We start from the raw sequence: 21,524 nt of genomic DNA on the forward strand, positions 1-21,524 counted from the left end.
CCATGCCCCACCGGCCGCTTGCCATCGTTCCTCTCAAAGACTTTCGCGACGCGAAAGGGCGGCTCGACCTTTCACCGGAGAATCGGTCGTCGCTCACCCAGGCAGTTGCCGAGCACGTGATCATCGCGTGTCGGGACGGAGGGCTGACTCCCCTCGTCGTCACCGGTTCTGAGGGCATGCGCGCCTGGGCGGCTGCGTTCGGGGCGGACGTGCTGGTCGAGACCTCGGGTGAAAGTCTCGATGCTGCGGCCGCCCACGGAGCCGCCCAGGCCGGAGGCGGCCCGTGGCTCGTCGTCCACGGCGACCTTCCACTTCTCTCGGCAGAGGACATTGCCCACGTCGGTCACTTGCTGGCGCGGGGCGGAGTCGTCCTCGCCCCGTCCCGGGATGGTGGCACCAACTTGTTGGGGGCCACGGGGCACTTCGACTTCCGCTACGGGCCGGCATCGTTCCACCGGCACCTGGCGGTGGCGGCCGACTGCGAGGTCGAGGTGGTGATCCGCCCCGGCACCGCCCTCGAGATCGACACCCTGTCGGACCTCCACTCGGTCGCGCGGCTCCCCTCCGGGGAATGGCTGCGCCGCTTCCTATCCTGAGCGCATGAGCCAGATCGCAGTCTTGGGTGCAGGAATCGTCGGCCGGGCCGCGGCGTGGGACATGGTCCGCCGCGGCCACTCGGTTGTGATCGCCGACGTCGACCGAACCGCAGTCGATCAAGCCGCCACGGTGTCCGGAGCCACCGGATCGATCCTCGATGCGACCGATCCTACGGCGCTGAGGGCCTTCCTCGAAGGGGTCGAGCTCGTGGTGTCCGCGGTTCCGTATGCCCTCGGCTTCGAAGTCGCCCGAACCGCGATCGATTCGGAAACGCACTACCTCGACTTCGGAGGGAACCCAACCATCGTCGGCCGCCAGCTGACGCTTGACGCCGCCGCTCGCCGGGCCGGAGTCGGCGTGGTCCCCGACTGCGGCCTTGCCCCCGGAATGGCCAACGTGCTCGCCGTGGGCGCGGTCGAGGCGCTCGGTGACGGCCCGATCGACGAGGTCCGGCTTCGGGTGGGGGCGCTCCCCGCGGTCCCCACCGGCGCCCTCGGCTACCAGCTGGCATTCAATCCCGCCGGTCTGGTCAACGAGTACGACGAGCCCTGCGAGATCCTCGCCGGCGGCAAGTACGCCACCGTCGAACCCCTAACCGAGACCGAGGATGTCGCCTGGCCGGGCTGGGGGCCGCTCGAAGCGTTTCACACCGCCGGTGGTTCGTCGTCTCTCCCCCGCATGTGGGAGGGACAGGTGACTGAACTCGACTACAAGACCCTCCGCTTCCCCGGCCACGCCAACCCGCTACGGGCGATGCGTGAAGTAGGTCTGTTCTCCGAGGAACCCCAGCCAGACTCCGGGATCGCCCCGCGCACCGTGCTGCTCGAGGCGCTCCGTCGACACCTTCCCAGCGGCGCCGACGATGTGGTCCTGGTGCGGGTCTGGGCCACCGCCACCCGGGACGGCAAGCGCCGTACCGTGGGGTACCAGGTCGACGACCGACACGACGGAACCTTCTCCGCCCTTGCCCGCACCACCGCGTTCCCCGCCACCGCCCTCGCTCACCTACTCCTCACCGGCGAGGTCGACACCCGCGGGGCGGTGACCATGGACGGGGCAGTCCCGGCCGAGGCGATGATCCGGGAACTGGAGCCGGTAGGAGTGCGGGTGGACTCCTGGCCTTGAGCCGGTAGCGGGAAGCGGGTAGCGGGTAGCGACTTGCTTTACCATGAACCCGGTGAAGGAGACTCAAACCACTCAGGACGCCGTTGCCGTAATCACCGGGGGGACCGGAGGGTTGGGCCGACAGGTGGCGCATCGGCTCGCCGCCTCGGGTCATCGGCTGGCCATCACCTATCTCGTCCCGCAGGAAGCCAACGAGGTCGAGGAGTTTCTACGGATGCCGGAGGACCGGCTGCTGTTGAAGCGAGTCGACTGCACCGACTCTGAGAGCGTCAACAGCTTCATCAAAGAGGTGGCGTCGACCTTCGGCCAGATCAACGTGCTCGCCTGTCTGGTGGGCGGTTGGGCCGGAGGCCGCGACGTAGAGGAGACCGACGACGTCCGCTTCGATCGAATGATCGACCTGAACCTCCGCACCTCATTCAACGCAGTCCGCGCCACCCTCCCGTACCTGCGCGATGCCGATTGGGGACGGATCCTGATGATCGGAAGTCGATCGGCAGTAGATCCACCCGCCGGTCAGGCCATGTACAACGTGGCCAAGGCCGGGGTCATCGCCCTGGTGCGCACCATCGCCGAAGAGGTGAGCGACTCGGAGGTGACCGCCAACGTGGTGCTCCCCTCACTCATCGACACGCCCGCCTTTCGCGAGGTGGTGCCATTTGCCAACTACGTCGACTGGCCCACCCCCGAGGAGATCGCCGCCGTCATCGAGTTCCTCGTATCGCCCACCTCCGGTGTGATCAACGGCGCGATGGTCCCGGTCTACGGGAAGACGTAAGAGGGCCTCGCTCGCTCGGCCGCGCGGCGATTGGTTCCGCGTTCGTGTGCCTTCCGGCTGTGCCAACATCGTGAGATGAACGAGGATGACCGCTCCCTTCGGAACACCACCTACGGATTGTTCGTCGAGCTCGGCAGAGCTCCGACGGTGAGCGATGTCGCCGAAAAGTTGAACCGGACGCCAGAGGAGGTTGTAGCCGGCTGGCGGCGGCTTCATGCCGACCATGCGTTGGTACTCCAGGACAAGGCGGACGAGATCCGCATGGCCAACCCATTCTCGGCGGTACCCACCGCCTACCGAGTACATGCAGACGGTCGATGGTGGTATGCCAACTGCGCCTGGGATGCGTTCGGAGTCCTCGCCGCGCTCCACGCAGACGGTCACATTGAGGCGTCTTGTCCTGATTGTGGCGACCCGATCGAAATCGAAGTGAAGGCCGGGCGTCCCGACAACGATACGTTGTGGTTCCACTGCCTTGTCCCTGCCTCGTCGTGGTGGGACGAGATCGCATTCACCTGAAGCACGATGAACCTCTTCCGGTCGGAAGAACACATCGGCCGATGGCTGGGAGGACGAACTCCAGGAGCCACCATCCCGGTCTCCACATTGAACGAACTCGCCCATGCCTGGTGGAGTGACCGGATCTCCCCGAACTGGCATCCCCGCACGCCGGAACAAGGCCAGCGCATCCTCGACGAATTGGGCCTCGACTCCGAGTTCTGGCGCATTCGCAGGCCAGGGTGAGTAAACCCTCCCCTCGGCGAGCGTACGTAAATGTCATCAGAGGCTGTGCCCCAATCGGGGGCGGCATCTGTCAGGATTGAGCCGATGGAAGTTGAGCTCCGGGCGGGTCCCTTCTCCTATGTCGACACCGGCGGCGGCAAGGAAGTGATTCTCCTTCTGCATGCCATGCGCAGGTCGTCCAGTGACTGGCAGCCAATCATCGAGCGGCTTGGGGACACGTACCGGATGATCGCCCTGGACTTGCGGGGGCACGGCGGCAGTAGCCGACCTGCCAGTTACTCGCTTGAGTTGATGCGAGATGACGTTCGGGACTTCGCCGATGCCCTCCGACTCTCCCGGTTCCACCTGATCGGACACTCCATGGGAGCCACGGTCGCAATTCTGTTCGCCGAACGATGGCCGAGCCGACTTGACCGCCTGGTGCTCGAAGACACCCCGCCCCCCTCAGGTCGAGAGCAGGTTTCGGCGCCACCTCCCGAGGCTCCCGAACCAGTGCTGTTCGACTGGGCGGTACTCGGCCCGATCATCCACCAACTCAACAACCCAGACCCTGGATGGTGGACCGACCTCCCCAACATCACCGCCCCCACACTCGTCGTCGGAGGCGGCAGCGACAGCTTCATCGATCAGGGAGAGTTGGCGGACATGGTGAGTCGGATCCCGGACGCACGACTTGTAACGATCGAGGCCGGCCACCATGTGCACAGCACCAAGCCTGACGAGTTCGCATCAGCCGTCTACGACTTTCTCACCGCGTAGTGCCCTCGGAGCAAAAGTCGGCCCCGTCGGCCACCGTACGTAAAGGTCATCCGAGATCGGGGTCCTTTGCGGCGACACAGGACCTTGACCCGTGGTGTCGACCAGAATCACGCAGGATGAACGAAGAGCAGTTGGAGAGGCTGCGAGTCGGGAAGGGCTTCATCGCCGCGCTTGATCAGAGCGGCGGGAGCACACCCGGCGCGCTGGAACACTACGGGATAGCTGAGGCCGGCTTCCCCACCGAGGATGACATGTTCGATCTCATCCACGAGATGCGAACTCGCATCATCACGAGTCGGAGCTTCACAGGTGATCGGATCATCGGGGTGATCCTGTTCGAGAGGACAATGGACAGCGAGATCGCTGGCCGCGCGTCGGCGGAGTACCTCTGGTCGGTCAAGGGTGTCGTTCCGTTCCTCAAAGTCGATCGAGGCCTCGCGGATATGGCCGACGGCAGCCGCCGGATGAACCCGATACCGGACCTCGGGTCGCTCCTCGAGCGTGCCACGGAGAAGGGCGTGTTTGGTACCAAGATGCGTTCGCTGGTCAGGCTTGCCGACCCCGGGGGGGTAAATGCGGTCGTCGACCAGCAAGTCGAGATCGGTTGTCGCATACTCGATGCCGGCCTGATCCCCATCCTCGAACCGGAAGTCGACATAGACAGCCCACAGAAGTCGGAGGTAGAACTCCTGCTGAAGCACGCTCTGCTGTCGCGTCTCGACGAGCTCTCGTCCAGCCAGTCGGTGATCCTCAAACTCACGCTGCCCGAGGAGGCCGACCTCTATCGGAGTCTCGTAGAGCACCCGCGAGTCCTCCGGGTGGCAGCCTTGTCGGGAGGGTTTTCACGGGACGAAGCCAATGCACGTCTTGCGAGCAACAGTGGCGTCGTGGCGAGCTTCTCACGAGCATTCACCGAGGGCCTCCGCTTCGACCAGTCCGACAGTGAGTTCGACGCTGCCCTCGAAGCGTCCGTGGAGTCGATCTACGAGGCCTCGATCACGTAGGCGACCCCTGCCCCCAGGCCAGGACCGTCCCCTCGGCCAGGGTGCGGGAATGTCACCCGAGAGGGTGTCGTGAGTCAGTAGCTGACCGAGGCATCACGCACGATTGCTACAACAACCAGGACCACGAGCGCGTTGGCGGCTGCCAGCGCAAGAGAGCTGAGAACGCCTGCGAACGAGTCAACCGAACCCTGAGCGAGAACGATTGCGGCCCACGCGAGAGTGACTCCGACGCCGACCAACACCAAGCGTCGTGGGAGCGCGATCCCTCCGACCAATGCCAGCAGCAAGACGGTGGGTATCACGCGGCTTCCTTTCCGTACTTCAAGGTACGCCTACTCGGCTCATGGGTGAAGTCGGCGCACTCAGCCAGCGTGCGGAAATGTCATCAGAAGTCGGCGACTATCTGAACTCCCCGGACAGAAGCATCTTCACGGAGCGCCCATCTCGCGAGATCCCCCGGAATCCGAAGCGCTCGTAGAGACGGACCGCGGGGTTCCTCTCATCGACCGAGAGACTGCACCGTTCTAACCCGTCCAGAAGCCGTACAAGTAGATCGCTCCCAACGCCCTGGTTACGGTGATCGGGAATGACCGCGATCGAGAGTTCTGGGGTGGAGTCGTCAATGAAGCCGTAGCCCGGCGCGGAATTGTCGAACAGTCGAACCCAGGCCGCACCGATGGCTGTGCCCGAGGCATCCTCGGCGATAACTCCCCGATCACCAGTACGAAGCCCGAAGTCACGGTGATAGGGGGCCAAGTCCGGTTGATCCAAGACATCTCTCGGGAATGGCTGCATGCCAGACGGCACATACAGCGCCTCATACAGCATCTCGATCAGGAATGGCTCATCACCTGGTGAGGCGGGGCGAATCGTGTGGGCCATTGCTGCAGCGTAGAGAAACGAGGTGGTGTTCATTACCACCCTCCGCCAGCGTGCGGGAATGTCACCCGAGGTGGTGTTCACTCGTCGAGGAGAGTCGTGACCTGAGGAGACTTGACGAGGCACTGGCCGACGGCGAGCAGCTCGAAGTAGACAGGATTTTTCCCAACCAGGCTTGCCCTAGTGGTCAGCGAGTCGAGGGCAACGAAAGCTGCTTCCCTGGCCTTGGTGTCGGTCCTGTGAGGATCCCAATGGACACCGCCCATCTTGTTCGAAATGTACTGAATCAGGTGCTGGCGCGAGATTCGACTGCCATCAACGACAGCGCATGGCTCGCGCAGGTATCGAGTGAGGGCCCAGGTCACCTCGGGTGGTCCGCGATGTGAAGCATGGCGGCGGCGGATCAGTTCCGCGGGCATGACCCCGGCGTACCGGAGAACGGGCCCCACCTCCGCGCCGCCGTGTGTCGCCCCGCCAGCGACAGCAAACTGCACCGCCTTCATGGCAAGGCCATCAAGGAACCTGTCCAGATCGGGTGAAGTCACCATGACGGGCCCCCGGAGCCCGAGCTCGGAGCGATACCGATTCAGCAGCCCCCCATCATCGATCATGAGGCGTCTCAGTACGGTGCTGTCACGGCGGAGGAAGTCGTCGTCAACCTCCCGAAGAGTCCACGTCGAGCGCAGATAGCGAAGGTCTGCAACGACTTGGCGAGCGACTTCTGACTCCACATGGTCAGGCTATCGGAGCCGACTCCTGCTCGGGTGACCGGCATCCCTGTCAGCCAGCGTGACCTCATCCGTACACCACGAGGCTGAACGCGACACTGGCGGCGATGTTTCGACATGGGTCCCGAGGGGATTCGACGTTCTCCGCGCAACCCGCCGACACCTCGACTGCCCCCACGCGCAGTCTCCGAACGCCAGCCGCCAGGCGGACATAAAACAACCCGAACCGAGACGGTGTTAGATCCCGAGTAGGGATCGAACACCGCGACCACGGCCGCCATGGGATTGGGGCCCCATCTGGCGGAGGAGGCCGGACCAGCGTCTGTTCGGCGGCGAAGCCGCCGAAGTCCGGCCGGGTATGTAGTTGGTAGCCCCGAGGGGATTCGAACCCCCGCTACCGGCTTGAGAGGCCGGCGTCCTAGGCCGCTAGACGACGGGGCCATGCGGTCCACATGAACCGCCTGGCTCGGGGGGGAGGACTCGAACCCCCAACGACAGGACCAGAACCTGCTGTGTTGCCAATTACACCACCCCCGAAGGCGGGCGGAATGGTAACGCGTCAGACGTGTCGGGAAACCTGCGGCTTTCGCGTCGGGCCGAAGAGCAATTGGCAATAGGCAATTGGCAATTGCGCGTCAGTCCGCCGTCTGATTCAACCGGTGCTCGCGAGCAAGCCTTCCTGGCATCAACCTCGGAGGCGGCCCGCGGCTTCCTTTAGGCGTGCCAGGGAACGCTCGCGGCCGAGGGCTTCAAGGGACTCGAACAGGGGTGGGCTGACCGAGGAGCCGGTGACGGCGACCCGGATCGGTTGGAGGCCCTTGCCGGCAGAGAGGCCGTGCTCGTCGAGCATGCCGCGAAGGGCCTCCTCGATGGCGCTGGTCGACCAGTCCGCGAGTGCGCCGAGGCGCGCCAGGGCTCCCTCGACCGCGACCACCGCCTCCGGCTTGGTCATGACCTTGTCCCACGAACCGGGGTCATATTCGATCGGATCCGTGAACAGGAAGCGGGTCTGCTCGGGAACCTCTGTCAGCAGCTTGGCCCGCTCCTGAATGAGCGGAGCCACCGCCTCGAACAGGGTGCGCTCACCCGCATCGAGGGTGCGCCCCAGGCCGCCCTCGATCAGCGGCAGCGAGCGCCCGACGAAGTCGGGTACGGCCATCGCCCGGATGTAGACGCCGTTCATCCACTCGAGCTTGGCGAGGTCGAACACGGCCGGGTTGCTCGAGACGTCGGCGAGGTCGAAACGCTCGACCATCGTGTTCAGGGACACGATCTCCTCGTCGGGCCCGGGGGACCACCCGAGGATCGCCAGGTAGTTGCTCATCGCCTCCGGCAGATAGCCCATCTCGCGGTAAGCCCGCAACGAAGTGTGCCCGTGCCGCTTGGACAGTTTCTTGCCATCGGGCCCGTTGATGAGGGCGAGGTGGGCATAGGTCGCCGCAGGCGCACCCAATGCTGTAGTGAGAGCGATGTGTTTCGGGGTCGAAGAGAGAATGTCTTCGCCGCGCACTACGTGGGTGATGCCGAAGTCGACGTCGTCGACGGTCGACGCCAGGTGGTAGGTGGGCGTTCCATCGGACCGAAGGATGATGAAGTCGTCGACGTCGTCGTGGTCGAACCGCACCGAGCCCCGCACCAGATCCTCGAATTCGGTTGCGCCAGGCCGAGGCATGGCGAACCGGATCGGCTTGCCCGGCATCACTCCGTCACCGCGGTATTCGCCGCGATAGGCCGGTGAACGATTCTCGGACTGGGCGGCCTTCCTCGACTCCTCCAGTTGCTCCGCCGTGGCAAGGTCGTAATAGGCGTGGCCCGCGGCGACCATCTGCTCGGCGGCCTGGCGATAACGGTCGAACCGCTCGCTCTGCCGGTAGGTGCCATGGAGGCCGCCAACCTCGAGACCCTCGTCCCAATCGAGGCCCATCCAGCGGAGCCCGCTGAGGATGTCCTCGTGGTACTCCGCCTCGCTGCGCTCGGTGTCGGTGTCGTCGGAGCGCAGGATGAAGGCCCCACCGCGGTTACGCGCAAACAGCCAGTTGTAGAGCGCGGTGCGGACTCCTCCGATGTGGAGATGGCCGGTCGGAGACGGGGCGAACCGAACCCGGACCGTCACGAGCCCGCCACCACCGGATTGGCGAGCGTGCCAATTCGCTCGATTGTGACCTCGACCCGGTCACCGGGCACGATCGGGCCGACGCCAGCAGGCGTGCCGGTCAGAATCACGTCGCCTGGCAGCAGCGTCATCACCCGGGAGATGAACGCGAAGATCTCGGCGACTCCGAACACCATGTCGTAGGTCGAACCCTCCTGGCGTAATTCGCCGTTGACCTCGCAGGTGATCCGCAGACCAGCGGGGTCGAGCTCGGTCTCGATGGCGGGGCCGAGCGGGCAGAACGAGTCGAACCCCTTGGCCCGGGCCCATTGACCATCCTTCTTCTGCAGGTCGCGGGCACTCACGTCGTTGCCGGCGGTGTACCCGAGAATGTGAGCGGCGGCGTCCTCGGCGGCCACGTGCCGGCTGACCTTGCCGACCACCACCGCCAGCTCGGCCTCGTGGTGAACATCCAACGCCTCGCTGGGGAGGACGATGGGAGCACCCGGGCCGATGACCGAGGTGGAGGGCTTGATGAAGATGACCGGATCATCCGGCACCTGATTGCCCAACTCGGCGGCATGCTCGGCATAGTTCCGCCCGACGCACACCACCTTGGTAGGGAACACCGGCGCAAGAAGATGCGCCTCCTCGAACGGGATGATCGTCTCGGTGGGTTCCCAGGCCACGAACGGAGTCCCCCGGTAGACGGTGATCCCCTCAGCCTCGGCCACCCCGTAGACGATCTCGTCACCCTGGATGCGCACCCGCACGATCTTCACGACTCGCCGCCACTCCCCCCCATCGGGCCCATCAGCACGTCGCGGGGAATCGCCTCCACCAGGCGCCGGAGGCGCGAGTGGTCATGAGCGATACCGGAGACTGCTTCGGCACCGGCGGGCAGGTCGAGCAGGCCGATGGCTAGATCGATGTCGGGGCCTACAGGTGCGCGGCCGAGTGCAGACGACCGGGCGCTGATGATGGCCATCAAGGCCGCTTCGACGTCATCCTGCAGACCTGCTGGGACCTCGATGGCGCGGCGGCGAAGCAGCCTGAGGGCGTACCCGGTGTCGGGCCCGGGCGTCCCAAACGGCCCACCCCAGGGAACTTGTTCCGGCGATACGAGGTCTCCAGGCCGATCGGGCCGCCACCGACGGGCTGCCGCCGGCTTGGCGGTGGCCCGGGGCAGGTCGGCGACAGTTATCGGGATGTTCGGTTGCTGACCCACCAGAACTCCTACGCGTACTCGAGCCAGTGACGGTACGGCTCGAGTTCGCCGGTGACCGCCTCCTTGAACAATTGCTGAGCGCGCCTCGTGATCGGGCCGGGGCGGCCCTCGCCGACCGGCCGATCGTCGATCTCGCGGATCGGGGTCACCTCGGCGGCCGTGCCGGTGAAGAACGCCTCGTCGGCGTAGTACAGGTCAGAGCGGGTCACCTGGGCCTCGATCACCTCGTATCCGTCGTCGGCGAGGAGCTTCATCACCGTGTCCCTGGTGATCCCCTCGAGCGCCCCGGCCGTGCTCGGCGGCGTCGACACCGTGCGGTCCCTCACCAGGAAGACGTTCTGCCCGCTCCCCTCGGCGACGTAGCCCGCGTAGTTGAGCATGAGCGCCTCGTCGTAGCCGGCGGTGACGGCCTCCTGTTTGGCGAGCACGCTGTTGATGTATTGGCCGGTCCCCTTGGCGTTGGGGATGAGCGCCTCGTGGCCGATGCGGCGCCAGGACGACACCCGCACCCGCGCCCCGTCCTCGAGCGCGCTCTTGCCGAGATAAGCGCCCCACTCCCACGCGGCGATCGAAGTGTGGCTGATGGCTCCGGTGGGGTTGAGGCCCAGCGAACCGGCACCGAGGAACACGATCGGGCGCAGATAACAGACGTGCATCTCGTTCGCCCTGACGAGCTCGAGGGCCGCCTTCGAAAGATCCTCGACGGTGTAGGGCAACGGAATCCGGAACGCCTTGGCCGAGTGGACCATGCGGCGCATGTGGTCGCCGAGACGAAAAGCGGCCGCTCCTTCCGACGTGTGATAGACGCGAATCCCCTCGAACACCCCGGTCCCGTAATGGAGTCCGTGGGCGAGCACATGGACGGTCGCTTGCTCCCACGGAACGAGTTCGCCGTCGAACCAGATGAAGCGGGTGGGTTCCATGTAGTCCCCTTATGTTGACACATCGAGGTATCGACGGTGCCAGTCGATGATCGCATCGAACCGCTCCCGCCGGTACTTGGGTTTGCCCGAACGCGAGAGCTCGTGACTGCTCTCGGGGAATCGCAGCATCTCGGCCTCCACTCCGTTGTCGACCAGGACGGCGAACAGCTGCTCGCCCTGCTCGATGGGACAGCGAAAGTCGTTCTCGGAATGGATCACGAGGCACGGAGTGGTGATCTGATGTGCCCGCGAGAGCGGGCTCGCCTCCCACAGCGCGGTCCAGTCGTCGTACTTCCATTGACCCAGGTACATCCGGGGAAACCGGAAGCCGATGTCTGATGTGCCGGCGAACGAAGTGAACGAGTAGAGACCCCGCTCGGGCACCGCACTGCGGAATCGGTCGTCGACCGCCACGATGCGGGCGGTGAGAAACCCGCCGTACGAGCCGCCCATCACCCCCATTCGCTCGGGATCGAGCCGGTCGAACCGAGCGACCGCGGCATCGAGCACCGCCAGCACGTCCTCGAGGTCCGGCGGGCGGTCCTCACCCCAGCGCCCCACCGGTGTGCGCACGAACTCGGTGCCCCGGCCGCTGGAGCCACGCGGATTGCACGCCACCACCGCAAACCCCGCCGCGGCGTACTCCTGAAACTCGTCGAAGAAGCCCCACCCGTACTGGGTGGCGGGGCCGCCGTGGATGTTGAGGAGTACGGGAACGGGACCATCACCCTCCGGGAGAAACACCCACCCATCGAGCTCTCCACCGTCGTGTTCCACGACGATGTGCTCAGGGGCGATCAGCCCGTCACGAAACTCGTCGTTGATCGAGGTGACCGTCCGCTCTTCGCCGTCCTCGAACCAGCGGAGCTCGCCCGGGTCGGTCGCCGAAGTGGAGATGAGCACCATCGCCGAGCCGTCGGGGCGAGTGGTCATCCCGGTGATCGCCCGCTCGCCTCCGGCAACGTCTGTCCACGAGCCATCGGGCCTGACTTCGATCACCCGATTGACCGCACGATCTTCTACGACGATGCGGCACGAGCCGTCGGCCAGCCACTGCGGTCCCCCAGGTGCCACCGCCGGCGCCGGCGGCGCGAACGACCGGTCGAGGCCTTCGGCGAGTTCGACGAGCCCGTCGCCCTCCACCCGATACAGCGCCGCCACGCCCGGGTAGCTCCACAGGTCGGGCATCCCGATCAGGTGGACCGCACCGTCGGGCCGGTAGTGGACCGAGGTCCAGTTCCCGACGTCGACCAGGGGCCGGGGGTCGCCGCCGGCGACATCGACTTCCCATGCTTGCGAGCCGGTGTCGATGAACGCCCGCTGGTGGCGAGGGCTCATGAATGCGATCGCCGACCCGTCCGGACGCCATACCAGGCCGCCGTCGAGGAAGTCGGTCTCCGTCAGGGCCCGGGGCTCGCCCGCGAATGGATCCACCAGGTAGATGTTGCGCCGGCGGTCGTGAAGCCAGCCCTGGGTGTCGAACCGGTAACCGGCGCCGCCGATCCGCCGGGGCCGGCGCTTGCGGCCGTCGTCGTCGAGTTCGGCCCACCCCGATCGCCACTCGATGCCCGCCACCGCCAGCATCGACCCGTCGGGTGACCACTCGGCCTCGGCCGCCCCGAGAGCGAACGAAGTGCGCACGGTCGCCTCGCCCCCAGCCGCGGCCATCACGGCCACCTGCGCCTTGTCGCCCTCCTTCGCGGAGGTCCTGAGAAAGGCGAGGTGGGATCCATCCGGTGACCACCGCGGCCGGACATCGCCCGGCCCGTGGGTGAAGCGTCGCGCCGCCTGCCCATCCCACAGCCAGATCTCACGGTCGTATCGGTCGTCCTCGAAGTTCATCCGCGACACCACGAAGGCGACGCGCTTCCCGTCGGCATAGATCTGAGGGTCGGACAGCGTGGCGAAGGACAGCAGGTCGGTCATCGACAGCGCAGGCTAATCAAGAGGCAAGAGCCAAGAGCCAAGAATCAAGAGTCTTGACTCTTGGGTTCTCAGACTGTCGTCGTGCCTGCGGCCCAGTCGGCGTAGAGGCCGGCGTAGACGCCGTCTGCCGCCATGAGCTCGCGGTGGGTGCCCCGTTCCACCAGGCGGCCGCGATCGAAGACCAGAACATGTTCGGCGCCTTCGGCGGTGGCGAGTCGGTGGGCGATCGTGATCGAAGTTCGGCCCAAGGTGAGCCGCCCGATGGCTCGCCGCAGCCTGACATCCAGCGCCGGATCGACCGCCGAAGTGGCCTCGTCGAGGACGAGCACGTCGGGATTGGAGATCCACGCTCGCGCCAGGGCCACCAGCTGGCGCTCGCCCGCCGACAGGCTCGACCCGCGCTCGCCCACCTTGGTGACTATCCCCGCGGGGAAGGATGCGACCCAGTCGTCGAGCTCCAGCTCGCGCAACGCGGCCATGACGGCGTCGTCGGACGCGGCGGGATCGCCGTAACGGACGTTGTCGGCGATGGTGCCGGTGAACAGGAAGCCCTCCTGGGGGACGAAGGCGACCCGCGACCGAAGGCTGGCGTTTCTCGCCTGCTTGAGATCGACACCCCCGATGGCGACCACCCCTCGATCGGGATCGAGCAGCCTGGTGAGCAGCTTGGCGAACGTCGTCTTGCCCGAGCCGGTTTGGCCGACGACGGCGATACGGCTTCCGGGGGCGATCTCCACCGTCACGTCGGACAGGATCTCCGGGCCCTCTCGATAGGAGAACCCCACGTCCCGAAACGACACGCCCAACGAACCCGCTGGGAGATCTACGGGATGCTCGGCTTCGGGAATCTCAACCGGTGCGTCGAGTGTCTCGACGATGCGCCGCAGACCGGAGGCGGCGCTCTGGGCAAAGTCGAGGATCTCGACGAGCGTCTGGATCGGCCCGATGAGCAGATTGACGAGGAACAAGAAGGCCAGGAGCACGCCCGCCGACACCCCGTTCGCCGGTCCCAAGAGCAAGCCCATCGCCACGACCGTGGCGGTGAGCGCGGCGGCAAACAGCTCGGCCGTGGCAAACAGCACGTTGCCGAAATGGGCGGCCTTGAACTCGGCGCGGAACCGAGCCTCGAGCACCTCATCCACCCGGCGCATGGTCACCACTTCAGCGCCATGAGCGCGTACCTCCGGCAGGGCGTTCACCGCTTCGCCCATCACGGCGAGGCTGTCGGCGACCCGCTCCCTCACCCGGTCGTACCGGCGGCGAAGGATCCGCTGGAACCAGAGCAGGCTGGCCGCATAGACCACCGTGCCTGCCGCCACCACGGCCGCCAGGCGCCATTCGTAGAGGGCCATCACGGTGAGCGCCGCCGCCACCTGGGTGCCATTGACGAGGAACATCACCCCGCCCCACTCCATGAAATCCTGCAGGGTCGATACGTCGGAGGTGACCCGTGACACCAGCGCCCCGCGTCGATCAGACTCCACGTGGAGGACGGACCGTCGCATCAAGTGCGAAAAGACCTTCACCCTCAACTCGCTGAGACCCATCGATGCCTGGCGGACCAGCCGGATCAGCCCGAACCGCGTCATCACCGCGCCGACGACCCCCAGGGTGAGACCGATGGCGACCGACCTCGCCACCCCGCCCACATCCACCTGGTCGCCCGAGATGTGGTTGTCGAGCGTCTGCTGAATGATCACCGGGATGAGAATCTGCACCGCGGTACCGCCGAGGTTGAGCAAGAGCACCACCCAGAGGCGTCGAGCGACGATCGGCACCTCGGCCACCGCGCGGCGCATCGCCGAGTAGGTGGACATCGACTGCACGGAAGCCGTCATGCCCCGCCCTCCCTGGTGCGGGCCGCCGCCTCGTGCTCGTACGCCTCGACGAGACGGGCGTATCCGGGCTGCTCGGCGAGGAGCATCTGGTGCGAGCCCTGGGCGATCACCCGGCCGTCGTCCACGAACACCACCTCATCGGCCAGCCGGATCGACGACGGGCGATAGGCGACGATGACGATGGTCGATGGCAACTCTGCCTCTCGCAGCCCTCGCAGGATCTCCGCCTCGACCGAAGGGTCGACCGCCGAGGTGGCGTCGTCGAGGATCAGCAACCGGGGGCGACGAACCAACGCCCGGGCGATGGCGATCCGTTGGCGCTGGCCCCCGGAGAGCGATGCGCCCCGTTCACCCAGCCGGGAGGCGTAGCCATCGGGGAGCTCCAGGATGAAGTCATGGGCTCCTGCCAGCCGGGCGGCTTCTTCCACCCGGTCGCGGGGGATGTCCATCCCCATGGTGATGTTGCCCTCGGCGGTGTCGTCGAAGAGAAATGCGGTCTGGGCGACAAAGGCGACCTCGAGGGCGAGCTCGGATCGGGCGAAGTCGCGCAGGTCTCGCGTGTCGAGGTGGATGCGCCCGGTTCCCGGGTCCCAGAGGCGGGCAAGCAGAAGGGTCAAAGTGGTCTTGCCGGAACCGGTGGGGCCGACCACCGCCACGGTCCGCCCCGCGGGGATGTCGACCACGACGTCGCTGAGGATCATCGCTCCCGGGTCGTACTGGAAGCTGACCGCCTGCGAGTCGATGGGGGCCGCCCCGGAGTCGAGGCGCGCGTCGAGGTCGCCGTAGACGACCCGCTCATCGGCCTCGAGCACAGCCTCGACCCGCCGCCACCCGGGGATGGCCGCCGCCAGGTCGAAAAGCACGAACGCGATCAACTGGATCGGGAATGCGAGAAGGGACAGCAGGTAGAGAGCGGTCACGATGTCGCCGGGGGTGATCGCCCCATCCTGCACTCGAACCGCACCCACCAGCAGCACCACGAGGCCGATCATCGGGATCAATACGACGATGATCGTGCGGAACGTCTCCCACTTGACGCCGAGGGTGATCAGCATGTCCCGCAAGTCGTCGGAGGCCACCCGCATCCGCTCGGTCTCGTAGTCCTCCCTTCCCAGCGCCTTGACCGTCAGCGCCCCGTCAAAGCTCTCATGGGCGGTTCGGCTGACTTCACCGAACTGGCTCTGGATGCCCTCCCACGATGGGTACAGGGTGATGGCAGCGCGGACCTCGATCGAGACGACCAGAGCCATGCCGAGAAGGGCCACCACCCCTAGCCACACGTCGATGAGGGCCAGCAGTACGACGGTCCCGATTACGAGAAGCGAGACCCCAGTGGCGTAAGGCAACGGGGCGAGGACACTGGTGGCGCGCTGGGTGTCGTTGTCAGCCACCGACAGGAGGTCGCCGACCGACTGCTTCCGGAACCAGGACAGCTCCAGCTCCAACTGGTGCGCCAGCAAACGCCGTCGCAGGTCCTGCTGGTTGCGGAGCTGCAGCCACCCGGCCGACGTGCGCCGCATCACGATGGCGCCGGCCTTCCAGATCGCAACGCCGAGAACGGCGAGCACCACCGGGAGCACCTTGCCCGAGGTCGATTCCCCATCGCGCAGCACGGGGAGGATGGCGGTGTCGGTGATCCAACCGATCACTGCCGAAGAGGCGATGATCGATGCGGCGAACATCGCCGCGCCCGTCACCGCAGACGCGAACGCCCAGGGCCGAGCCTTGATGAAGCGAAATACGATTTTGAGCCCACCGCCCAGGACGTCCCGCGCGGTGGGCGGCCTTGCCTCAGAAGTCACAAGTGGTCAGATTAGATGGTCCCTGCGACGGCCTTCTTCGGCTCCGCTCGGGGGGTGGGGTCGGGTCGCACCAGCCGGTAGCCTCGCGTCGTGCGTCGCATCATCGCCTCCACCCTCGGCCTCGGCTTCATCCCCCGTCGGCTGTGGGGTTCCGATTCGGGCGCGGGGACATTCGGAGCCGCCTTCGCCGCCGCCATCGGTTTGGGCCTGCTCGCGCTCGACGCACCCTGGTGGATGACCCTCGCCATCGCCGCGGCGCTGACCGGGCTCTCGCTCTGGGCGGCGGTGCCGTTCACCCGCGATGGGGACGACCCCGGCTGGGTCTGCATCGACGAGACGGCGGGGACGATGCTTGCCCTGGTGGGGCTCGGAGGCATTCCGTGGGTGGTGGCCCTGGTCGTCGCCCGGCTCGCCGACATCTTCAAGGTGCTCCCCGGGGTGCGCACCGCGGAACGGCTCCCCGGGTCGATCGGCGTCACGGCCGACGATGTGGTGGCGGGGCTATACGGTCTGGGGGCGGGTTCGGTCCTGGCGTCGCTGCTCTAGACCCAAGTGCGCAACACGCCGGAGTGACACCGGCCAATCAACTCGCCGCCCGCTTGACCAGTGCCCGGATCTTCGCTTCCTCGGCGGCACCCAGCTTCTTCAACGCGTAGGAGGTCGGCCACATCGCGCCCGCGTCGAGGTTCGCCTTGTCGCTGAAGCCGAGGGTGGCGTATCTCGACTTGAACTTCGACGCGCCCTGGAAGAAGCACACCACGTCGCCGTCGCGGGCGTATGCAGGCATGCCGTACCAGGTCCTCGGTGCAAGGGTGGGCGCGCTGGATTTGATGAGGGCATGGAGTCGCTTGGCCATGGTGCGATCCGTTGGTGGCATCTCGGCGATCTTGGCGAGCAAGTCGCTTTCGCCGTCGGCTCGTCCGGTCCCCTTGGCCCCCTTCAACTCCTGAGCGCGATCCCTCATCGCGGCCTGTTCTTCGGGCGAAAACCGCTGAGACTTCCCGCCGCCGGCGCCATCGACGGACCGCTTCTCGACCTTCTTCGCAGGCTTCTTCTGAGCCATCACCAACTCTCCTTCGTCAATCGACGCCGTCCCGGCCGGCATACCTCGGGGCCTTCATGACGAAACGGGCGGCCCTCCACGTCAACCTAGCGAAGCCTTGACTGACGCTCTCGCCCGCCCGCCAGAAAACTCAGGGGACCCGGAATACCTGCTCGCCGAAGATCTCGTCATTCGCTCTCCGGAGCGCATCTCGGCCTTCCGGCGACAACAGCCACGCCACGAAGTCGCGAGCTTCTTCGGTTGCACCGGCGACCACGATCACGCCGTAGGGGTTGCGCAGCAGATCGCTCGCCGCCAGCTCCACCGGGGAAAGACTGAGCACGCCCGACGCAGCTAGATAGCTGCCTCGTTCGGCGAGGGTGAACGCTTCGCGCTGGTCGGCCACCTGGAGGGTCGGGCCCATCCCGAGGCCCGTCGCCGAATACCAGCCCCCCGCCGGCTCGATGGCTGCTTCGGCCCAGATGGCTCGCTCGGCTGCCTCCGTGCCGGACCCATCGCCGCGAGTCACGAATGGCCAGCCCTCGCCGGCGATGCGGATGAATGCCTCGGCCGGAGTCGATCCGGTCAAGGCGGTGGCCAGGGCCGGCGCGCCGATGAGGACAAAGTCGCTTACGGCGAACCGCGCCCATGACTCGGCCTGTCCGGCGGCGACGAACTCGGCCTCGGCCGCCGGATCGTGAGTGATCAGCACCTCGGCGGCGCCTTGCCCGCCGAGGTGCAGCACCCGCTGGGTCGAGTCGTCGACGATCGAGATCTCCACTCCACGGGTCTCCTCGTAGGCGGCGACGATGTGGGCAATGATCCCCGAGTCCGCCAGGGTGGTGCCTACGGCGAGGATCACTCGACTGTCCCCACCGCAGGCCGCCAGGATCAACACCAGGGCGAGGAATCTGCGGGTCACCGGCCCACCACCCTGACCGCGGTGGCCTTGACCGTCAGCGTTACCTGGGCGCCGGCCTCGATGCCCATGGCGTCGGCCGACCCCGGGGTCAACAACGCCATCACCGGGAATCCGGCGTCGACGACGATCTCCACCAGACGTCCGAGTCTGCGCACCTCGGCGACCCGCCCCACCCAACGGTTGCGAGCCGACCCGGCCGCACCATCCGCTCCCGAGAACACCGTCACCGTCTCTGCCCCGAACAGGACTACTGCATCTCCATCGACCTCACCGATCCCCCAGATCTCGGCGCCGCCGACATCGACCATCACCAGTGGTGGGTCGGCTGCCACCACCCGGCCGGGATGAGCATTGGCGACTCCGAGCACCCGCGCCACCACATCGTCGACCGGGAGGCCGAGAACCTCGCGGATCGACCCGACCTGCCGGATTCGCCCGTCGACGATCACCGCCATCGAGTCGGCAAGCATCACTGCATCGTCGCGGTCGTGCGTCACGATCACCGCGGTTCGGCCAGTCAGTGCTCCCGACACCACCCGACCAACAGACTCGCGCTCGCGGGCATCTATGGCCGCCAGCGGCTCGTCGAGGAGCACGATCGACTCAGGCCGGGCCAACACCCCGGCGAGCCGCAACCGCTGACGTTCCCCACCGGACAGCGCCCGGGCCGGACCGTCGAGATGTTCTGCCACCCCGAGCCGAGCCGCCAGGTCGACGGCGCGGGCCTGACCTGCTTCATCGAGCCCCAACCCGAGGTTGCGGCGCGCAGAACCGCGAAAGGCGTACGGCCGCTGCGGCAGGTACGCCACGGCCAGGTCGGGGCCTCCAGGAAGGGTGCCGGCCAAGAGCCGCAGCAGAGTGGTCTTCCCGGCTCCATTCGGCCCGAAGAGGGCGAGCGTGCTCCCTGCCGGCACGTCGAGGGACTCCACCTCCAGAATGAAGGCGCCCGATTCATGACGGAGCGATCTGATCGAGAGACCCGTCATGAGCCCCCGCGCCCCCTCAGCCGGTGCCGTCCCAAATCAACGTGTCGGGATGGAACTGACTCCACGCGAACCAGAACGATTGGGCCGCGGCGATGGGGGTGCCCTCGAAGTGGGCGACGAGCCCACCTGCCTCGACGGACAAGCCGACCCCGGCCAATTCGACCGGCTCTGCGCCCGCCAGCCGGACCAGCGCAAGGGCCACCGGGAAGGCGACCGCCGTCCCATCGGGGAGGGTCAATCCGAGTACCTGCTCCTGTACCGGCAGGCGCGGGTCGCGATCTCCAATCGGAAAGATCGGGCCAAGGTCGTCGCGCCCTCCGAGCGGGTCGAGTGCATACCCGCGAGCGCTGCCCGCATCGGAAGCAACGATGGTGGTGTCCGGATGAGCGGACTTCCACTCGCCCCAGGTGGTGGTCACCAGGATGCCCTGGGTGAGTTCGATCCGCGCCTTCCAAAGCGGGCCGGCCACCGCCCTTCCGGTGAAGGTATCGAACACCGACCCCGTCACCACGTCGTACATCACCTTGTTCGAACGGGACAGCAAGCCGCTGGTGCGAAGAGTCGGTGTCTCCCACGGGTCGGGCAGATCGTCCGTGAAATAGAGCACCGCCGACCCGCACAGCGTGCAGTAAGGGAGGGCAAAGCGGCGGCCGCCGACGGTGTCGTTCACCATCTCGTGGACCTCCATGATGTTGCGCGGATAGGCACGCGCCTCTCCCCCGATCACAACGCCAAATACGAACCGGTCGTCCGGATACCAATCGCCGCCGGCGGCGTCGGTCACCCGGGGATCGTCGAGGGCGGGGATGCAGCCGAGACACGAGGACGAGTCCCCGGGCGGGCGGTCGTCGATGAAGACGCCACCCCACGACAAGAGCCGATAGTCGATGTCCGAGTCCTCGGTGAAGAACCCCGCCCAACGCTCGTCGTGGCCCGTGAACACCGCCGCCTTGTACGCCACGTAGTTCGGTGGCGCCGGGATGTCCCACGCGATGAGGTGATCGACTGCCTCCACCCAGCCCACTCCGCCGGCGAGGCCCAGGCCGGTCAATTCCTCGAGGGCGCGCCGCGCCGCTCCCGCCTCCGGGTCGGCAAAGGCAAAGCGCATGAAGTCGGTGAGCAGCCAGGCGAGGCGAAGATCGGCTGAAGAACCGAGAGCCGCCAGATCGGCAGGGTCGGGCTCGGGCAACGCGGCCCACGCCCGGTCGAGCGCAGCCTGCACCTCCGGGTCGAGTGGCCCATCCACCACCGGCGGAGGCGGCGGAAACCCCTGCCCAAGCGGGATCGTCACGGAGGTCGGGGTGGTGGTAGGCGAGGAGTTCGCCGTCGGCGCGCCGGCGCACGCCGCTAGCACGACCGCGCCCACCGCCAGTGACGCGCCAAGACGCAAAGGGATCATCAAAGCCAACAACGCTGCCCGGACCGGGGGGCGTTCCCCTCGCTGATGGAATCATCGGGACGGATCCCGCAACTGGAACCACGTGAGAACGCCGTTGACGCTGAGGGCGATCAGCAGAAGGACGATGCCGAGGGCGAGGGCGGCCCCGAAGTCGGCCTGGCGAGACTCCTGGACGATCGCAGTGGTGAGCACGCGGGTCTCACCCTCGATGTTGCCCCCCACCACCAGCACTGCCCCCACCTCGGACACCACCCGGCCGAATGCGGCGGCAGCCGCCGCCATCAGCCCGGGCCAGGCTTCCCGGCCCAGCACCGCCCCCCTGGTCAGTGGCCCGAGGCGAAGCGCCCGGACCTGCTCGAACGACTCAGGGGCGAGTGCGCGCACCGCCCCGGAGGTGACTCCCGCCGCGATCGGTATCGCCAGGAGCGCCTGGGCGGCGATCATCGCCGCCGGCGTGAAGAGCAGCCCCCACGCTCCCAGCGGCCCATGGTTCCACAGCAGAAGCAGAAGCAAGAGGCCTGCCAGAACAGGTGGCATCCCCATCCCGGTATTGACCAGGACCGTGAGCAGCCCGCGGCCCCTGAAACGCCCTGCAGCGAGGGCAATGCCCAGCGGGACTCCGATTGCCAATCCGATGGCGGTGGCGATACCCGCAACGAGCAGGGTGAGGCCGATTACTTCGCGTAGCTCGGATCCGAACGCTCCCAGAAGATCGAGCGCGTCGCCGAGGACCTCCCAGATGAACTCCACGG

At 66.7% G+C, this 21,524-nt stretch carries 23 protein-coding genes and 2 tRNA genes; 8 read left to right on the forward strand and 17 right to left on the reverse strand.

What is annotated here, in order from left to right; genetic code table 11:
* Window positions 1-2: 2 nt before the first annotated feature.
* The 7 genes from cofC to WD184_09020 all read left to right on the forward strand — a co-directional run bounded on the left by cofC (window position 3) and on the right by WD184_09020 (window position 5,007).
* The gene (gene cofC / locus WD184_08990) at window positions 3-596 is read left to right on the forward strand and encodes a 2-phospho-L-lactate guanylyltransferase (protein ID MEX0826868.1); all 594 of its coding nucleotides are present in this window, start codon (window positions 3-5) and stop codon (window positions 594-596) included.
* A 4-nt stretch (window positions 597-600) separates the two neighbouring features.
* Window positions 601-1,722 (forward strand): saccharopine dehydrogenase C-terminal domain-containing protein, encoded by a 1,122-nt coding sequence (locus WD184_08995; protein MEX0826869.1) that lies wholly within the window; start codon window positions 601-603, stop codon window positions 1,720-1,722.
* A 52-nt stretch (window positions 1,723-1,774) separates the two neighbouring features.
* Entirely contained in the window at window positions 1,775-2,500 is a 726-nt protein-coding gene (locus tag WD184_09000) for an SDR family NAD(P)-dependent oxidoreductase (protein ID MEX0826870.1), read from the forward strand.
* Between the two features lie 75 nt (window positions 2,501-2,575).
* Window positions 2,576-3,019, forward strand: coding sequence for an organomercurial lyase (merB, locus tag WD184_09005; GenBank protein ID MEX0826871.1), 444 nt, complete (start codon window positions 2,576-2,578; stop codon window positions 3,017-3,019).
* Window positions 3,020-3,025: 6 nt separating this feature from the next.
* Window positions 3,026-3,244, forward strand: a complete 219-nt coding sequence (locus WD184_09010; GenBank protein MEX0826872.1) for a hypothetical protein — start codon at window positions 3,026-3,028, stop codon at window positions 3,242-3,244.
* Between the two features lie 84 nt (window positions 3,245-3,328).
* The gene (locus WD184_09015) at window positions 3,329-4,003 is read left to right on the forward strand and encodes an alpha/beta fold hydrolase (GenBank protein ID MEX0826873.1); all 675 of its coding nucleotides are present in this window, start codon (window positions 3,329-3,331) and stop codon (window positions 4,001-4,003) included.
* A gap of 116 nt (window positions 4,004-4,119) precedes the next feature.
* Window positions 4,120-5,007, forward strand: coding sequence for a fructose bisphosphate aldolase (locus WD184_09020; GenBank protein MEX0826874.1), 888 nt, complete (start codon window positions 4,120-4,122; stop codon window positions 5,005-5,007).
* Window positions 5,008-5,081: 74 nt separating this feature from the next.
* Here the strand turns inward: WD184_09020 and WD184_09025 are convergent, their stop codons facing one another.
* The 12 genes from WD184_09025 to WD184_09080 all read right to left on the reverse strand — a co-directional run bounded on the left by WD184_09025 (window position 5,082) and on the right by WD184_09080 (window position 16,423).
* On the reverse strand, window positions 5,082-5,309 hold the full coding sequence (locus WD184_09025) for a hypothetical protein (GenBank protein MEX0826875.1): 228 nt from the start codon (window positions 5,307-5,309) through the stop codon (window positions 5,082-5,084).
* A 97-nt stretch (window positions 5,310-5,406) separates the two neighbouring features.
* Window positions 5,407-5,922 (reverse strand): GNAT family N-acetyltransferase, encoded by a 516-nt coding sequence (locus tag WD184_09030; GenBank protein ID MEX0826876.1) that lies wholly within the window; start codon window positions 5,920-5,922, stop codon window positions 5,407-5,409.
* A gap of 44 nt (window positions 5,923-5,966) precedes the next feature.
* Complete coding sequence (locus WD184_09035; GenBank protein MEX0826877.1) at window positions 5,967-6,617, reverse strand: hypothetical protein; 651 nt, start codon at window positions 6,615-6,617, stop codon at window positions 5,967-5,969.
* Between the two features lie 362 nt (window positions 6,618-6,979).
* Window positions 6,980-7,055: transfer RNA gene (locus WD184_09040), tRNA-Glu, on the reverse strand.
* 21 nt (window positions 7,056-7,076) lie between these two features.
* Window positions 7,077-7,151, reverse strand: a tRNA-Gln gene (locus WD184_09045).
* Window positions 7,152-7,299: 148 nt separating this feature from the next.
* Entirely contained in the window at window positions 7,300-8,727 is a 1,428-nt protein-coding gene (gltX, locus tag WD184_09050) for a glutamate--tRNA ligase (GenBank protein MEX0826878.1), read from the reverse strand.
* Window positions 8,724-9,488, reverse strand: coding sequence for a fumarylacetoacetate hydrolase family protein (locus WD184_09055; protein ID MEX0826879.1), 765 nt, complete (start codon window positions 9,486-9,488; stop codon window positions 8,724-8,726). Before WD184_09055 ends, gltX begins: the two co-directional genes overlap by 4 nt.
* Window positions 9,485-9,934, reverse strand: coding sequence for a hypothetical protein (locus WD184_09060; GenBank protein MEX0826880.1), 450 nt, complete (start codon window positions 9,932-9,934; stop codon window positions 9,485-9,487). The genes WD184_09055 and WD184_09060 overlap by 4 nt, the downstream gene beginning before the upstream one ends.
* An 8-nt stretch (window positions 9,935-9,942) precedes the next feature.
* Window positions 9,943-10,857, reverse strand: a complete 915-nt coding sequence (locus tag WD184_09065; protein ID MEX0826881.1) for a branched-chain amino acid transaminase — start codon at window positions 10,855-10,857, stop codon at window positions 9,943-9,945.
* 9 nt (window positions 10,858-10,866) lie between these two features.
* Window positions 10,867-12,783 (reverse strand): S9 family peptidase, encoded by a 1,917-nt coding sequence (locus tag WD184_09070; GenBank protein ID MEX0826882.1) that lies wholly within the window; start codon window positions 12,781-12,783, stop codon window positions 10,867-10,869.
* 68 nt (window positions 12,784-12,851) lie between these two features.
* Window positions 12,852-14,621: an ABC transporter ATP-binding protein gene (locus tag WD184_09075; GenBank protein MEX0826883.1), complete on the reverse strand. Its 1,770-nt coding sequence runs from the start codon at window positions 14,619-14,621 to the stop codon at window positions 12,852-12,854.
* Window positions 14,618-16,423 (reverse strand): ABC transporter ATP-binding protein, encoded by a 1,806-nt coding sequence (locus WD184_09080; protein MEX0826884.1) that lies wholly within the window; start codon window positions 16,421-16,423, stop codon window positions 14,618-14,620. Before WD184_09080 ends, WD184_09075 begins: the two co-directional genes overlap by 4 nt.
* Before the next feature lie 90 nt (window positions 16,424-16,513).
* Here WD184_09080 and WD184_09085 point away from each other — a divergent pair, with 90 nt between their 5' ends.
* Window positions 16,514-16,969 (forward strand): phosphatidylglycerophosphatase A, encoded by a 456-nt coding sequence (locus tag WD184_09085; protein ID MEX0826885.1) that lies wholly within the window; start codon window positions 16,514-16,516, stop codon window positions 16,967-16,969.
* Window positions 16,970-17,006: 37 nt separating this feature from the next.
* On the opposite strand, the gene WD184_09090 is transcribed toward WD184_09085, so the two are convergent.
* The 5 genes from WD184_09090 to WD184_09110 form a co-directional block, all read right to left on the reverse strand.
* Window positions 17,007-17,387 (reverse strand): hypothetical protein, encoded by a 381-nt coding sequence (locus WD184_09090; GenBank protein ID MEX0826886.1) that lies wholly within the window; start codon window positions 17,385-17,387, stop codon window positions 17,007-17,009.
* A 229-nt stretch (window positions 17,388-17,616) separates the two neighbouring features.
* Window positions 17,617-18,387 carry a substrate-binding domain-containing protein gene (locus WD184_09095; protein ID MEX0826887.1) on the reverse strand — a complete coding sequence of 257 codons (771 nt, stop codon included), beginning with the start codon at window positions 18,385-18,387 and terminating at the stop codon, window positions 17,617-17,619.
* Window positions 18,384-19,373, reverse strand: coding sequence for an ATP-binding cassette domain-containing protein (locus WD184_09100; GenBank protein MEX0826888.1), 990 nt, complete (start codon window positions 19,371-19,373; stop codon window positions 18,384-18,386). The genes WD184_09095 and WD184_09100 overlap by 4 nt, the downstream gene beginning before the upstream one ends.
* Before the next feature lie 16 nt (window positions 19,374-19,389).
* A complete protein-coding gene (locus tag WD184_09105) occupies window positions 19,390-20,664 on the reverse strand; it encodes a DUF3179 domain-containing (seleno)protein (GenBank protein MEX0826889.1) in 1,275 nt (424 codons plus the stop codon).
* Window positions 20,665-20,823: 159 nt separating this feature from the next.
* Window positions 20,824-21,522: an ABC transporter permease gene (locus tag WD184_09110; GenBank protein ID MEX0826890.1), complete on the reverse strand. Its 699-nt coding sequence runs from the start codon at window positions 21,520-21,522 to the stop codon at window positions 20,824-20,826.
* Window positions 21,523-21,524: the final 2 nt, after the last annotated feature.

It is taken from the genome of Acidimicrobiia bacterium (assembly GCA_040878325.1).
Taxonomy (GTDB): domain Bacteria; phylum Actinomycetota; class Acidimicrobiia; order Spongiisociales; family UBA11373; genus JAUYIV01.